This window comes from Novosphingobium sp., assembly GCF_040398825.1.
In the GTDB taxonomy this organism is placed as follows: Bacteria; Pseudomonadota; Alphaproteobacteria; order Sphingomonadales; family Sphingomonadaceae; genus Novosphingobium.
Genome location: NZ_JBBATI010000029.1, coordinates 42,592 through 57,371, shown reverse-complemented (window position 1 = coordinate 57,371; position 14,780 = coordinate 42,592). Strand labels below are relative to the sequence as shown.

The following is a 14,780-nucleotide window of genomic DNA, read 5'->3' as shown; positions in this document are numbered from 1 at the left end:
ATTGGTGGTCGGGTGGGGAGGCGGGGCGGGAGGTATGACTGCACGTCAGTGCAGCATCGTATAAGCTCGAAAAAGCCTTAAACCGGCGTATGTCAAACTGGCAGCAGCTCATCCCACCCCCACCAATTACGCCGGTAAGCCTGACAACGCGAGCTATGAAGCGCTGATGGTTGCGCTCGGACGTTGCCGCATTTTGTCGAGCAGGGCGACGACGTTCTTGTTGCTGGTTGCGATAGGCTGGCCAACGCTGGCGCCGAACTCCAGGAAACAAAACAGCAGGATATCTGCCAAAGTCAGCTTGTCGCCGGTGACGAAAGGACGGCCGGCGATCAGCCCGTCGAGCCAGGTCAGCTGCTCCTGCGCCAGCGCCTTCAGATCGTCCGCCGCCTGCGGGATGCATTTCACCCGGCTCTGAAAAAGCGGAAGCCCTTCGCAGAACCGAAAGCCATTGGCCATCGGTTCGACAATGTTGATATCGATGCGGCGCGTCCACATGCGTGTCCTGGCCCGTTCTTCCGGCGTAGTCCCGATGAGCGGTGGATTGGTATGGGTTTCCTCCAGGTACTCGCAGATCGCAGTGATCTCGGTGAGGAAGCTGCCGTCGTCGAGTTCAAGCGCGGGCGTCTGTCCCGCGGGGTTGCGCGACAAGTGTGCTTCCTGGCGGTTCTCGCCGCTCATCAGGTCTACCTGCTCAAGTGGAATTGCGATCCCTTTTTCAGCCATGAACATGCGGACAACCCGTGGATTGGGTCCGATCGAAGTGTAGAGCTTCATCCTGTTTCCTCCGGGCGCTGATAACGTGGCGGCACGAGCGCACAGCTTGCGCTTGCCGCCCCCGGCTTGGCAAGAGCAGTTCTCGCTGAAATTCAGGTCACGGTGCGATGCTTTGCTGGCCCGGCGATTCTTAAGGGCTAGAGCGCGCCGGAAAACGTGTTAGTCTTTCGAAAAGTATTCCAAAAACAGCTCCAAAAACAGCAAGGGGATGATCTCTATGGGCAGCGCTACCACCACCGAGGTGCTGATCGTCGGCGCAGGTTTTTCCGGCATGTACATGCTGCACAAGCTGCGTCAGGCGGGGATTTCGGGGCAGGTTGTCGAGGCGGGCAATGGCGTTGGCGGGACCTGGTTCTGGAACCGTTATCCGGGCGCGCGGGTCGATATTCAAAGCCTTGAATACAGTTTCGGTTTCGACGAGGAGCTGGAACAGGAGTGGCGCTGGTCGGAACGTTATGCGCCGCAACCCGAACTGCTGGCCTATGCCGACCATATCGCCGATCGTTTTGACCTGCGGCGCGACATTCGCCTGAATACGCGGGTTGCGGCAGCGACCTGGGATGAAGCGGCGCAGCGCTGGCACATCGCGACCGACACCGGCGATGGCATTGACTGCCGATACTTCATCCTGGCCACGGGCTGCCTGTCGATCCCGACCGAAGTCAGTTTTCCGGGCATCGATGATTTCGGGGGGGTGATCTATCGCACGTCGCGCTGGCCGCATGAGGGCGTTGATTTCACCGGCCAGCGTGTCGGAATCATCGGCACCGGGTCATCGGCCATCCAGTCGATCCCGGTGATTGCCGCGCAGGCGGCGCAGCTGACGGTATTTCAGCGAACACCCAATTATACCGTGCCGGCGCACAATGGCCCTATCCCGCCCGCCGATCTGGAGGCATGGCAGCGTGATCCCCGCGGTTACCGCGCGGCGTCACGCGACACCCCCACTGGATTCCAGAACGAGGCCCGCCCGGACGTACTGGCAACCGAATCGAGCCCCGAAGACATCAGGGCCGAACTTGATCGTCGCTGGGCCTGGGGTGGCTTTCGCCTGCTTGGCGCCTTTGGCGACACCGCGATCGACCCGGCCGCCAACCGCATCATTCAGGATTTCATCGCCGAAAAGATCCGTGAACAGGTCGCCGACCCCAAAGTCGCCGATCTGTTGACGCCGAAACAGCATTATTTCGGCACCAAGCGCCCGTGTGTCGATACCGGCTATTTCGCGACGTTCAACCGCGACAATGTCGAACTGGTCGATCTGAACGCCGCACCGATCGTAACCTTCAACGCGGGCGGCATTGCCACCACCGCCCGCCAGCATGATTTCGATGCCGTCGTGCTCGCCACGGGATTCGATGCCATGACCGGCGCCATCGACCGCATCGACATCCGTGGTGTCGGCGGCCGGCATATCCACGAATATTGGGCCGAGGGGCCGCGGACCTATCTTGGGCTGATGGTCGCGGGCTTTCCCAACATGTTCACCATTACCGGGCCGGGCAGCCCGTCGGTGCTGACCAACATGATCAATGCCATCGAACAGCATGTGGAATGGATCGCCGACTGCCTGTCGTGGCTGGCCGACCGCCAGATGGCCAGCATCGAGGCCACCCCGGAGGCGGAAGCGGCGTGGTGCCGTCATGTCGCAGAAGCCGTCACCCCGACACTGATGCCCACCGCCAACAGCTGGTACATGGGTGTGAATGTCCCGGGCAAACCGCGGATGTTCATGCCCTATGTCGGTGGGCTGAACACCTATACCGACATCTGCAACCAGGTCGCAGCCAAGGGGTATGAAGGCTTTATCATCCGCGCGGGCGACACGGTCCTGAACGATTCCCGGGAATTCTCCAGCCACCCGCCAATGCCCGACATTCCGGAGAAGCTGCTGCCGATCATCGTCGAACGCCTGACCGCAGCCGGGTTTATGCCGGCTTGACACCGTGCAGTCTATCGCCCGCTCTGCATGGCCTGAATTGTCGATGTTGATGGCGATGCGGGTATAGACCGGCATGCAAACGGCAGCGGTCGGGCCGATTTCGGTCTGGCTGGTTCCGGGTGACGATAATAGGCTCGCTGACGTCCCGGTCAGGTTTCGGCCGAGGCCGGGTCGTTCAGCGACGCTTGCGTGAAGGGGCGCTTTGGCTGAGATCAGGCATTGGTGCTGAGATCAGGCATTGGTGCGGTGTCGAGCCTCGTTGCTGTATGCCCCTTATTCGGGGGCGTGGTGGCTTACCTGCGCTGCGCGACTTCTGCGCTCAGGTCTGCAACCCGAAGCTCGCCGTCCCGCGTCTGCCCGCCAAGATCAAGGAAACACTGCATCTTTTCGCGCGCGGTGTCGCTGAACAGCAGGGTCTGGAACAGTTCGGTTTCGATATTGCAACCTTCGTCCAGGGGCAGGGCGGCGGCTTCAACCGACCTTTTGGCGAGCCGCACAGCTTCGGCCGGAAAACTGGCGATGCGCTGGGCAAGCGACGACACGTGGGCGTCGATCACATTTGCCGGCAGCGCGCGGTTGAGCCAGCCCCATTTTTCCGCGGTTTCGGCGTCAAGATCGATGGCGCCCAAAATGATTTCCAGCGCGCGGGCCCGGCCGACCAGGCGCGGCAGGCGCTGGGTGCCGGTGCCGCCCGGCAGAATGCCGATGGGCACCTCCATCTGGTTGACGATGGTCTTGCCAGCCACGCCAAAACGCATGTCGAAACTCATCGCGAGCTCGGCCCCGCCGCCGCCCACGCGGCCTTCGATCTGGGCGATGGTGACCTTGTCCATGCGTTGAAATCGCGCGCACATGGCATGATATGTATTGAGGTCGCCGGTCGGTGGCGTGGGCGCATCCGCCATGGCGATCAGCAGGCTCACATCGAAATGCGCCAGGAAGAAATCCGGATCAGCGCTTTTCAGCACGAACACCAGCGCAGTCGGATCGGCCTCAAGCTCCGCTGCCAGCGCCGCCAGTTCCCCGAACAGAGCCGCGGTGATCACGTTGATCGGCGGCGCATCAATGACAGCGGTGACCAGCGCGCCGGCCTGACGCACGTGGAGCAAGCTGTAGGTGTCATAGGCCATGGCATGCCCTCCGCTGAAGCCCCCGACTATAACGGCGAACGGGGATGTCGCAACCGCTTCCAAGGGGTGGGACCGTGAAACGGCACCGACCACAACCCGCGATGCAGAGCATTTGTGAACAATGTCATGCGCTTGTGGTCTATGCAGCCGAGGTGCCGCTTCGACGCCGGCCTACATCGCGATCACATGGACTGTGCCCGCCGATTTCATATTTCTTGATCGCCATCCGATGGCTATACCGGTCGGGGGAATTCACCAGACCAAGCGTCTGGCAACCCGTAAAGCGTGGGAGAAGGTCTTCTCCGCACCTGAGGGAGAAACGCAATGACCGACTCCACCCTGTTCCTGACCGACGAGCGCACTTTCTGGCACTGTACCGGCGTCCAGGCGCTGTTCTTTCCGATCGGCGATTGGGTCGAGCCGCCCTCGGGCAGCTACGGGGCTGATACGCCCGCATCAAAGCGCCGCCTGCTCAATCTCGTCCGCGCCGCCGGCCTGGACCAGCATCTTGATCTGCGCAGCGCTGCACCGGCCACGCGCGAAGATCTGCTGCGCATTCACCCAGCCAGCTACATCGACGAATTCAAGCGGTTGAGCGATGCCGGCGGCGGCGAACTTGGCCTTTATGCGCCCTTCAGCAAGGGCGGCTTCGAGATTGCCACCCTGTCCGCCGGGCTTGCCATCGAAGCGCTGGACGCGGTTGTCACCGGCCGTGCGCGCAATTCCTATGCCCTGTGCCGACCGGCCGGGCACCATTGCCTTGCTGATCAGCCCATGGGCTTCTGCCTGCTGGCGAACATTCCGATCGCCATCGACGCCATCAAAGCCCGGCACGGGGTTGGCCGGGTCGCGGTGGTCGATTGGGATGTGCATCATGGCAATGGCACCCAGAGCATTTTCTATGACCGCGGGGATGTGCTGACGATCTCGATCCATCAGGACCGTTGCTTCCCGCCGGGCTATACCGGCCACGAAGATCGTGGTGAGGGCGCAGGCCTGGGCGCGAACCTCAATGTGCCACTGCCCGCCGGCAGTGGCCACGACACCTACCTGCAGGCGCTCGACCGGGTCGTGATCCCGGCGTTGCATCGCTATCAACCTGAACTCATCGTTATTGCGAGCGGCCTCGATGCCAACGCCGCAGACCCACTCGCCCGCCAGATGCTGCATTCCGACAGCTATCGCGCGATGACCGAACGCATGGTCGCGGTTGCAAACGAACTGTGCGGCGGGCGGTTGGCGGTCATCCATGAAGGCGGATATTCGGAAGCCTATGTCCCGTTCTGCGGCCTCGCGCTGCTGGAGGCGCTGAAAGGCGTGCGGACCGAAGTTGTCGATCCGGAACTGGGCTTCTTTGTGCCGCAGCAACCCGATGCGCGCATGCTGGCGTTCCACTTCGAACTGATCGAGGAAATGCGCGTCGGCGCCGGGCTCTAAGCTGGCGCCGGCTGCGGGCACGCCAGAGGGCCGGTGCTCGGGACATCAACCGGCCCGGCCTGGCCGGCCTGGTTCGCGAATGGCGGGCCCGGCCAGTTTGTTGGCGGCTGGCGACGTTGCATCACGCGGCCACTTTGGCGAACCTTGCCGGTGCGCCTCTGCGCGACAATTGTCGGTGCGGGGCACAGGCCGAAGTGGAGCGTGATGTGACCGAAGTTATGGAAAAACCGCAAGCGGATGTGGCCAGCGCAACCCAGGATTTCGATGTCCTGATCATCGGCGCGGGCATTTCCGGGATCGGCAGTGCTTACCATCTCAAGACCCAGAATCCCGGCAAAAGCTTCGCCATTCTCGAAGCCAAAGACGACATCGGGGGAACCTGGCACACGCACAAATACCCCGGCGTCCGGTCCGATTCCGATCTCTATACGTTCGGCTACCGGTTCAAGCCCTGGGTCGGTCCGCCGATTGCCACGGCCGAAGAGATCCGCAAATATCTGCGGGATGTCCTTGCCGAAAACGATCTGGGCAAATCGATCCGCTTTGGCACGCATATTACGCGTTGCGCGTGGTCGAGCAAAGAAAAGCTCTGGACGGTCGAGACGCGCACCAGCCAGGGCACGCCGGGGCCGACCTATCGCGCCAATTTCCTGTGGATGTGCCAGGGCTATTACGACCACGAAAACCCCTATATGCCGGCGTGGCCGGGTGTCGATGATTTCAAGGGCCTGCTGGTTCACGCCCAGAAATGGGATGACAGCATCGACTATGCGGGCAAGCAGGTCGTCGTCATCGGTTCGGGTGCAACCGCGGCAACGGTGATCCCTGCGATGGCGGACAAAGCCGCGCACGTGACAATGCTGCAGCGCTCGCCCACCTATTTCTTCTGCTATCCGAACCGCAGCGACATGGCGGACCGGCTGCGCGAAATCGGCGTGGACGAAGATACCGTGCACCGCTGCGTGCGGCTCGATTATCTCCACAACCTCAAGATGCTGGACCACCGTGCGCGTGCAGAGCCGGATATGGTGTTCGATGAACTGAAGGCCATGATCCGCGAATATGCCGGGCCGGACTTTGAATTCGAACCCGACTTCACCCCGCGCTACCGGCCCTGGCAGCAGCGCCTTGCCTTCATCCCCGATGGTGACATGTTCACGGCGATCCGCGAGGGCAAAGTTTCGGCGGTGACGGATACGATCGACCACTTCACGCCGGGTGGTATCCATCTCGGTTCGGGCAAGGATCTGCAGGCAGACATCGTGGTCGCCGCCACCGGCTTCAACCTGCTGGTGATGGGCGGGATCGCGTTCGAAGTGGACGGCGTGCCGGTGGATTGGTCAAAGAAGGCGACGTATCGCGGCATGATGTTCGAAGGCGTGCCGAACATGGCCTGGGTGTTCGGATATTTCCGCGCGGCCTGGACGCTGCGGGTCGACCTGCTGGGCGATTTTGTCTGCGGTTTGCTGCGCCATATGGACGAAAAGGGTGTGTCCGAGGTGAACATCGTGGTGCCCCCCGCGCTTGCCGGTGAAACGCTGTTGCCGTGGATCGAGAACGACAACTTCAATCCGGGCTACCTGGTGCGCGATATGGACAAGCTGCCGAAACGGTTGGGTGACCAGCCCGAATGGCGCCACACGCAGGACTATTGGCGCGAGGCGGTTGATATCCCGGCGATCGATCTGGACGGCGAAGAGTTCGCCTACAGCTAAGGAAATCGGGCAGAGCCAGGTGCAGCGGATTCTATATCAGACGAGAATCCCTGCCCTGCGCCTGCCGCCGATATTCCAGCGCGCCCATGCCCGACCACCGTTTGAAGGCGCGGGAAAAGCTTGATGGCTCGGCAAAACCGACCACCGAGGCGATCCGTTCGATGGACATGTGTCCGTCGGTCAGCAAGTCCCGCGCCCGGCCATAACGCGCCTCGTCCACCATGGTCGAAAAGCGGGTCCCTTCATCTGCCAGCCTGCGGTGCAGCGTGCGTTCAGATAACGCCAGCATACGGGCGGCTTCGCCGGCGGTGAGAAATTCGCTGCCGCAGCTTCTTAGCCGCGCCGCCAGCCGGCCCTTGATCGTGCTGTCGGCCTGCGCACGCCGCAGCATCGTGTCGCAGCGCGAACTGTAGAGCGTGAGCAGATCGCTGTCGGCCATCGGCAGCGGCAGGCTCGCCGCCCCCGGCAGGAACACCCATTGCGTCTGGTCGGCGTTGAATTCGACCGGGCAGGAAAAATACCGGCGCAGGTTCGACCAGTCGGGCGGTGGCGGCGTGGTCAGGGTGATGCGTTCAAGCGGCAATTCGCCGCCCATCAGATCGGCGATCAATGTGCGGATCGCGCCAAGATCGCGATAGTGCGTAAAATCGTGCATTTGCTCGCTAAGCCTGTCGCAACTGCCGATCAGCGCGCACGCGCCATTCGGGGCCAAAGCGAAGTGGTAGTTGATCAGGGAATACGTCAGCGACTGGAAACGGCACGCAATCTGCAGCGCTTCGCCCAGTGTTCGCGCGGTCATCATCGCCAGGCCAAGTTCGCCATATTTGATCGCGCGGTAACGCAGCCCGACATCAAACCAGATGTTGCGCGCGTTCGCGGTACAATCGGCAAAGGATTTTTGCAGCAGCATCTCTTCCTGCGCCAGCAGGTCGCGCGCCTGTCCGTCAAAACGCACCGGTCGGACATGACTGTTGCGACAGAACTCATCCCAATCGACATTGGCTTCGTTGACCAATGCGTTGCACATGATCCGCGCACTCAGATCCGGCAACATCGCGTAGAGTGCATTGGAGTCCATGACCCATCCCCTCTCCTGATTATTCTTATTATGCCTTGGTAAGACAGCGTAGCGGGCACTGGCCACATCCGTCAATAACTTGGCGCGCAGCGTCATGGCGCGGCCCGGGGACTTCGCCTAAATTGGCTGATAAGTGAATAAAAAAATCTGGGGAGAGTGTTATTTTACAGATGTTTACCGCAGTTCCGGCGCCCCACCGACCGCGCAATTCCACACCAGTCATGTTGCGGCGATTTTTTGCCAATCCTTGTGACCCTGCCTTGCGCAGGCCTGGCGTGTTTCGGCAAAAAGCAGGAGCCCGGTAATGGAACAACCCTTTGTGCTGCCCGAAACCGCCGCAGTGCTTGCCGGCATTGCCGAGCAAGGCGGTCAGCATCTGGCCGATATGCCCGCCGCGGACATGCGCGCAACCTATCTGCAAATGGGCGCTCTGTTCGATCTGCCGCCCGAACCCGGCGTGCGCTGGACCGATCTGACGGGCGGACCATGCCCGCTGCGTGCCTATTTTCCCGCCGCTGCGGTGGCCGGCCCGGTCATCCTTTACATGCACGGCGGCGGCTGGGTGATCGGCGATCTGGAAACCCACCATCCGGCCTGCACGTTGATCGCAGCTGCAACCGGCATGCGCGTGGTTGCGGTGGACTATCGCCTTGCGCCCGAACACCCGTTCCCCGCCGCGCATGACGATTGCCTGGCCGCCGCGAAGTTCGTGCTGGACAGCCCCGCAGGTCTTGAAGCGCCGGTTACCGGGCTGGCCGTTGCAGGCGACAGCGCAGGCGGAAACCTGGCCCTGTATGTGGCCAGCGCCATGGGCCCGGGCGGCGTTCAGGCGCAGCTGCTGATCTATCCCTGGCTCGATTGCACAGCGCCCGACGAGGGTTCTTACCAGGCGTTCGGCGAAGGCTTTATTCTTGATCAAAAGCTGCTTGGCCGCTTTGCTGCGGATTATCTGCCCGGCGCAGGCATGGCAGCGGGCGCCGCGGCGTCGCCCTTGCTCCACCCGATTTCCGCCGATCTGCCCGTCACGGTCATACTCACCGCCGGGCTCGACCCGTTGCGTGATCAGGGCCGGGCGCTGGCCGGCCGCATGGCGCAGCAGGGGAGCGAGGTACATTTCATGGAGGCAAAGGGCCTGATCCACGGGCTGGCGACCATGCGCGCCGCGTTCCCCGCCGCGGACCGCATCCTGCGGCGCGCGATTGCCACATTCGGTGGTGTGATCCGCAGCTGACATCCGATTTTCTGACCGTCACTCAACGATAAAATGACAACACAAAAGGAGAGGGAAATGACCAACATCCGCCGCACCGTTCTGGCTGCATCCACCGCAATAGGTCTTGCCGGCATCGCCCATCCCGCCTTTGCGGCGCCCGCGGCGCCCGCAGCAGCCGAAGCGCCGGCCCAGGCGGCTTCGCCGGTTGATTCACCCGCCGGCGAAATCATCGTGACGGCCAACAAGCGCAATGAAAACATCAGCAAGGTCGGCGCCAGCATTGCCGCATTCAACACAAAGTTGCTTGAACGCCTCAACATCGGCAAGGCCGAAGACCTTGTCAAATACATCCCTGGCATGGCGCTCGCACCGTCTACCCACGGCACCCCGGTCTACACCCTGCGCGGCATCGGCTACAACGCCGATGCGCTCGGTGTCTATCCGGCGGTCAGCGTTTCGATGGACCAGGCCCCGCTGACCTTCCCGGTCCTTGCCGGCCATTCGCTTTATGATCTTGAGCGCGTCGAAGTGCTGAAGGGCCCGCAAGGCACTTTGTTTGGCCAGAACTCGACCGGTGGTGCGATCAACTACATCGCCGCCAAGCCGACCAAGGATCTGCGGGCAGGCATCGACCTCGAATACGGCCGCTTCAACGAAATCCACGTTGGCGGTTTTGTCAGCGGGCCGATCAGCGATACGCTGTCGATGCGGCTGGCGTTCGATGCCAAGCATGAGGATGCCTGGCAGTATAACTTTGTCACCCCTTCGCAGAAGAACGGGAAACAGGATTATGCCGCAGCCCGCCTGATCACCACCTGGCAGGCCACCGAACGGCTGAAGCTGGAATTGAACGTCAACGGGTCGGTCGATCGTTCGCAGCCGCAGGCGCTGCAGATTATCGCCACCAGCCCGTCCAACCCGGCCGCGCCGTCCTTTGCGGAACTGAATACCCCGTTTACGCCGCAGGATCTGCGCGCGGCGAGCTGGACGACGGTTGCCCGTATCCCCGTGGCTTTGACGGGAGGCGCGGCATTCCCGCTCGCTGCTGCGCCGGGCTATACGCCGGGCTTTCAGTCGACCACGGTGCCTGCCATTCCGACTGGCGACCGCACCCTGTTCCAGGCCACCCTGCGCGCTGACCTTGAGGTGACCGACGGCATCGCCATCACTTCGATCACGGGCTTCAGCCGGCTTAAGCAGAACATGTCGTTTGACCTGGATGGCTCTACCTACGAATTGGTCGACAACCCCCGCGACCAGGGGACGATCAGCGATTTCTCCCAAGAACTGCGCATCTCGAATGCTGCAGCGGCCGGCCAGAAGATTCGCTGGACCCTGGGTGGCAACTATAACCACAGCAAGGTCGATGAAATCCAGGACATCACCTATGGTGATAACTCGCTGTCCAACCAGGGTAACGCCTGGATCCACATCAGCACCGTCGACAGCCGGGGCAAGATGGATAACATCGCGGCATTCGGCAACGCCGAATATGATGTGACCGACCAGATCACCCTGAAGGGGGGCGTGCGCTACACCCACTCGACCAACGACGAACGGATGTGCAACACGGACATTGCCGCCGATCAGCGCGTTTCGGTGCTGTTCGGCCTCGGCCTGAACAATGCGGGCGCCTGCTATTCATTCTTCCCTGATTTTTCGAACGGCAAACCCTATCTTGGCCGCCTGTCAGAGAACAATGTCTCGTGGAAAGTGGGCATCGATTACAAGGCAACGCCCGACCTGCTGTTTTACGCCAACGCCTCGCGCGGGTTCAAGGCTGGCAGCTTCCCGGTGATTACCGGTGCCACGGTCGACGTGTTCAAGCCCGCCAAGCAGGAACAAGTCACCTCGTACGAGGGCGGTTTCAAGGCCAAGCTGCTCAACAACGCCGTGCAGTGGACCGGCGCGGTGTTCTATCAGGATTACAAGGACAAGCAGATCCAGGGCACGGTCGCGACCGCCCTGTTCGGTCTGCTTCAGCGCCTTGACAACGTGCCCAAGTCACACATCTTCGGCGTTGAATCTGACCTTGTCCTGCGGCCCACTGCCGGGTTGACCCTGACCGGATCGGCCAGCTACCTCAAGACCAAGGTGGATGAATACACCGCCACCACGGTTTACGGCAATATCGCCGGTCCCAACCACGATCAGCAATACAACTTCGCCGGCAACCGCCTGCCCTTTGCGCCGAGCTGGAGCCTGACCGGCGACATCGATTACCGGATGCCAACCGGCAACGGCGGAAATGCTTTCATCGGCGGTTCGGTGAACTATCGCTCGGCTGTCGACGCGTACATCGGTGGCAGCACGCTGCATATTCCCGGCGCGCCGTACCGCACGACCAGGAACTATCCGTTCCTCATCGATGGGTACGCCCTGGTCGATGCGCGCATCGGTTACGAGTTCCCTGGCGAGCGGGTGACCATTTCGGCCTGGGGCAAGAACGTGTTCAACAAGTTCCACGTGCTGAACGCGATTTCCTACAATGACATCATTACCCAGGCGACCGGTATGCCGAGCGCTTATGGTGTGACGCTGAAGGTTCGCTGGAAGTAATTTTCCCTGTCTCGAAAAAGGAGCAGTGCATACAGCGCTGCTCCTTTTTCGTTCTTTCTGCCCTCGCTGGCGGGGCCTCCAGCTTGAAAGCCCTGCATGACCGTCGATCCTGCTGTGTTGCCGCCCGATGCGGTCGCCGATCCGCTCATTGCCCGGGCCAGGGCGCAATCGCTTTCAGCCATGCTCAACCGCGCGGCGGAGCGGCACGGCGACAAAACCGCGATCATCTGCGGCGATGTGACCTGGAGCTACCGCGCATTCCGCAGCGAAGTGGACCGGCTGGCCGCCGGCCTGCGCCGCCTGGGCCTGATGCCGGGTGACCGGATCGCGATCCTCGCGCGCAACTGCCATGCCTTTATCGCGCTGCGGTTTGCGATCGCCCGGGCAGATGCGGTGCTCGTGCCGATCAATTTCATGCTGAACGCCGATGATGTGCGGTACATTCTGGATCATTCGGGCGCGCGGGCGCTGTTTGTGGATTGTCACACGATCGCCACCGCGCAGAGTGCCCGGAGTGAGCGGGTCGCGCACCTGTTCGGCATCGATGGCGAAAATGCACCACCGCCGCCGGGCATCCCGTCGTGGATGTCGCTGCTGTGCGATGATCTGCTGGAACCGGAGGTGCGTGGCGGCGAAGATCTGTTGCAGATCATTTATACCAGCGGCACGGAATCGCGGCCCAAGGGCGCGATGCTGTCGCACAACAGCGTGCTGTGGGAATATCAAAGCTGTATCATCGATTGCGAATGGACCCGCGACACCACCGCGCTGCATGCCATGCCGCTGTTCCACTGTGCGCAGCTTGATTGCATGATCGGGCCGGCGCTGCATGTCGGCGCGTGCAACGTGATCACCGGGTCGCCGGCTGCCGACAATCTGCTGCGGCTGCTGGTGCAGCACACGATCACCTCGTTCTTCGCGCCGCCGACCGTGTGGATTTCGCTCCTGCGCTCGCCCGCCATGGCCGACTGCGATCTTTCGGCGCTGGAAAAGGGCTATTACGGGGCCTCGATCATGCCGGTCGAGGTGTTGCGTGAAATGCACGCGCGGCTGCCGCAGTTGCGCCTGTGGAACCTTTATGGCCAGACCGAGATTGCCCCGGTCGCCACTATCCTGTTTCCCGAAGAGCATGCCACGCGTCTGGGATCGGCCGGCCGCCCGACGCTGCATGTCGAAACGCGGATTGTCGATGATGCCATGGTTCCGGTCGGCCCGGGCGAAGTGGGCGAAATCGTCCATCGCTCACCGCAACTGCTCAGCGGGTACTGGAACGATCCCGTGCGCACTGCCGAGGCGTTTGCCGGCGGATGGTTCCACAGCGGCGATCTGGGCGTGGCCGATCCCGAAGGCTATATCACCGTGGTCGATCGCAAAAAGGACATGATCAAGACCGGCGGTGAAAACGTCGCGTCGCGTGAGGTGGAGGAAGTGCTCTATCAACACGCCGCCATCAGCGAAGTGGCGGTGATCGGCATGCCCGACGCCAAGTGGATCGAAGCGGTCACCGCCGTGATCGTGCTGCGCGCGGGCCATACGCTCGCCATGTCGGATGTGCTGGACCACTGCGCTGACCACCTGTCGGGGTTCAAGATCCCCAAACAGGTGATCTTCACCGAAAACCTGCCGCGCAACGCCAGTGGCAAGATCCTCAAGCGCGAATTGCGCCAGTCGCTTTTGTAACACCAGGTCGCGCCGCGCGGGAGGTTTGACTGCACGCCCGTGCAGCTCGATACAATATCAGGCGGCCAGGTACCCACCGCCCGTCACGAACACCACCTGGCCCTGGATCATCGCCGCCGACGGGCTGGCCAGATATTCGATCAGGCTGCAATAATCGTCATCGACGACATTGCGCCCGCTGGGGCTGGCCGCCGCGGACTGGCGCATGATTGCGTCGGTCTGCGCGCCATAGACCTGCCGCAGCGCCTCGGTATCGACCGCGCTGGGGGCAACGCAATTGGCGCGCACACCCAGCGGCGCCAGTTCCAGCGCCAGGTAGCGGATCAGGCTTTCCGCCAGCGATTTGCCCGCGCCGACCGCGGCATAGTTTGGCAGCACCGTGCGGCTGCCCCGGCTGGACAGAAAGAACACCGTGCTGCCGGGCCGAAACAGCGGCAGCGCAGCCTGCGCCAGATAGACCACCGCAGTGCCATTGAGATTGATCGCCTCGGTCAGCGCAACGGGATCGATGGCCAACAGCGGTTCGGGGATCACCTTTACCGCGCAGTGGACCAGCTGGTCCAGCTGGTCCGTCTGCGCAGCCACCGCGGCCAGCACCGCGCGGGCGCCATCCGGCGTGCCGACGTCGCCCTGGATCAGATGGCAGCGCGCCCCAGCCGCCTCGATCTCCGCCTTCGCCCTGTCAGCCGCAGTGCGATCGGACCGGAAATTCAGGAACACATCAACATCGGACTTGGCAAAGCGCCGGGCGATTGCAAAGCCGATACCCTTGGTACCGCCGGTGACGAGAATGGCCATGGTCCGCGCGCCTAACCGTCGTTGCCGATGGATGATTCAAGCGTCACGCCGAAGCGTTCGATCATTTGGCCGGCGTCGGCCCGCAATGCGGTCCATTCCGGCGTTTGCGCATCGCGCTCCATGGCGGCCTGGTCCGCCCAGGCCATGATCGCAAAGCGGTGGACAGCGGCCGGGGCGCCCTCCAGCCCATCGCTGACGAGAATGGTGTCGAGGCTGGCAAGGTTCGGCAATGCGCGCGCGAGCGGTGCATGCACGTTGGCATACGCGGCTTCGAACGCGTCGCGGTCTTCGGGCTTTGGCGGCGACCATATGGCGACAAGCTTCAACATCCGGCTCTCTCCCCTGGCGCTTGTGCGTGCTGATCACGGGCTGGTCCCGCTGGCCTTGCGCCTTGGCATCATGCTACCAAACAAGCGATTGCTATGGCAAGGGCGCGATGATAGCAAAATGGCCC

The 14,780-nt window shown here is 62.3% G+C and carries 11 protein-coding genes; 6 read left to right on the top strand and 5 right to left on the bottom strand.

The features are described from left to right. Positions 1-153: 153 nt before the first annotated feature. Positions 154-774 (bottom strand): glutathione S-transferase family protein, encoded by a 621-nt coding sequence (locus tag ABWP89_RS13980; protein ID WP_353230028.1) that lies wholly within the window; start codon positions 772-774, stop codon positions 154-156. A 217-nt stretch (positions 775-991) separates the two neighbouring features. Between ABWP89_RS13980 and ABWP89_RS13975 the strand changes: the two genes are divergently transcribed. After that, a complete protein-coding gene (locus ABWP89_RS13975) occupies positions 992-2,716 on the top strand; it encodes a flavin-containing monooxygenase (protein WP_353230027.1) in 1,725 nt (574 codons plus the stop codon). A 293-nt stretch (positions 2,717-3,009) separates the two neighbouring features. On the opposite strand, the gene ABWP89_RS13970 is transcribed toward ABWP89_RS13975, so the two are convergent. After that, positions 3,010-3,909, bottom strand: coding sequence for an enoyl-CoA hydratase/isomerase family protein (locus tag ABWP89_RS13970; RefSeq protein WP_353230025.1), 900 nt, complete (start codon positions 3,907-3,909; stop codon positions 3,010-3,012). Positions 3,910-4,170: 261 nt separating this feature from the next. Between ABWP89_RS13970 and ABWP89_RS13965 the strand changes: the two genes are divergently transcribed. Together ABWP89_RS13965 and ABWP89_RS13960 are read left to right on the top strand one after the other, a co-directional pair. Continuing rightward, on the top strand, positions 4,171-5,283 hold the full coding sequence (locus ABWP89_RS13965) for a histone deacetylase-like amidohydrolase (protein WP_353230024.1): 1,113 nt from the start codon (positions 4,171-4,173) through the stop codon (positions 5,281-5,283). 206 nt (positions 5,284-5,489) lie between these two features. After that, positions 5,490-6,998 carry a flavin-containing monooxygenase gene (locus tag ABWP89_RS13960; RefSeq protein ID WP_353230022.1) on the top strand — a complete coding sequence of 503 codons (1,509 nt, stop codon included), beginning with the start codon at positions 5,490-5,492 and terminating at the stop codon, positions 6,996-6,998. Between the two features lie 31 nt (positions 6,999-7,029). Here the strand turns inward: ABWP89_RS13960 and ABWP89_RS13955 are convergent, their stop codons facing one another. After that, the gene (locus tag ABWP89_RS13955) at positions 7,030-8,172 is read right to left on the bottom strand and encodes a helix-turn-helix domain-containing protein (RefSeq protein WP_353230021.1); all 1,143 of its coding nucleotides are present in this window, start codon (positions 8,170-8,172) and stop codon (positions 7,030-7,032) included. A gap of 208 nt (positions 8,173-8,380) precedes the next feature. Between ABWP89_RS13955 and ABWP89_RS13950 the strand changes: the two genes are divergently transcribed. The 3 genes from ABWP89_RS13950 to ABWP89_RS13940 all read left to right on the top strand — a co-directional run bounded on the left by ABWP89_RS13950 (position 8,381) and on the right by ABWP89_RS13940 (position 13,528). Further along, entirely contained in the window at positions 8,381-9,307 is a 927-nt protein-coding gene (locus ABWP89_RS13950) for an alpha/beta hydrolase (protein ID WP_353230020.1), read from the top strand. A 57-nt stretch (positions 9,308-9,364) separates the two neighbouring features. Then, entirely contained in the window at positions 9,365-11,848 is a 2,484-nt protein-coding gene (locus ABWP89_RS13945) for a TonB-dependent receptor (protein WP_353230019.1), read from the top strand. A 96-nt stretch (positions 11,849-11,944) separates the two neighbouring features. Further along, the gene (locus ABWP89_RS13940; RefSeq protein ID WP_353230018.1) at positions 11,945-13,528 is read left to right on the top strand and encodes a fatty acyl-CoA synthetase; all 1,584 of its coding nucleotides are present in this window, start codon (positions 11,945-11,947) and stop codon (positions 13,526-13,528) included. 57 nt (positions 13,529-13,585) lie between these two features. Here the strand turns inward: ABWP89_RS13940 and ABWP89_RS13935 are convergent, their stop codons facing one another. Continuing rightward, complete coding sequence (locus tag ABWP89_RS13935; protein WP_353230016.1) at positions 13,586-14,326, bottom strand: SDR family oxidoreductase; 741 nt, start codon at positions 14,324-14,326, stop codon at positions 13,586-13,588. An 11-nt stretch (positions 14,327-14,337) separates the two neighbouring features. Beyond that, positions 14,338-14,655, bottom strand: coding sequence for an EthD family reductase (locus ABWP89_RS13930; protein ID WP_353230014.1), 318 nt, complete (start codon positions 14,653-14,655; stop codon positions 14,338-14,340). Positions 14,656-14,780: the final 125 nt, after the last annotated feature.

Coding starts and splice junctions, on each gene's coding strand:
- ABWP89_RS13980 (WP_353230028.1), bottom strand. CDS start 774: ATGAAGCTCTACACTTCGATCGGACCCAATCCACGGGTTGTCCGCATG.
- ABWP89_RS13975 (WP_353230027.1), top strand. CDS start 992: ATGGGCAGCGCTACCACCACCGAGGTGCTGATCGTCGGCGCAGGTTTT.
- ABWP89_RS13965 (WP_353230024.1), top strand. CDS start 4,171: ATGACCGACTCCACCCTGTTCCTGACCGACGAGCGCACTTTCTGGCAC.
- ABWP89_RS13955 (WP_353230021.1), bottom strand. CDS start 8,172: ATGACGCTGCGCGCCAAGTTATTGACGGATGTGGCCAGTGCCCGCTAC.
- ABWP89_RS13950 (WP_353230020.1), top strand. CDS start 8,381: ATGGAACAACCCTTTGTGCTGCCCGAAACCGCCGCAGTGCTTGCCGGC.
- ABWP89_RS13945 (WP_353230019.1), top strand. CDS start 9,365: ATGACCAACATCCGCCGCACCGTTCTGGCTGCATCCACCGCAATAGGT.
- ABWP89_RS13940 (WP_353230018.1), top strand. CDS start 11,945: ATGACCGTCGATCCTGCTGTGTTGCCGCCCGATGCGGTCGCCGATCCG.
- ABWP89_RS13935 (WP_353230016.1), bottom strand. CDS start 14,326: ATGGCCATTCTCGTCACCGGCGGTACCAAGGGTATCGGCTTTGCAATC.
- ABWP89_RS13930 (WP_353230014.1), bottom strand. CDS start 14,655: ATGTTGAAGCTTGTCGCCATATGGTCGCCGCCAAAGCCCGAAGACCGC.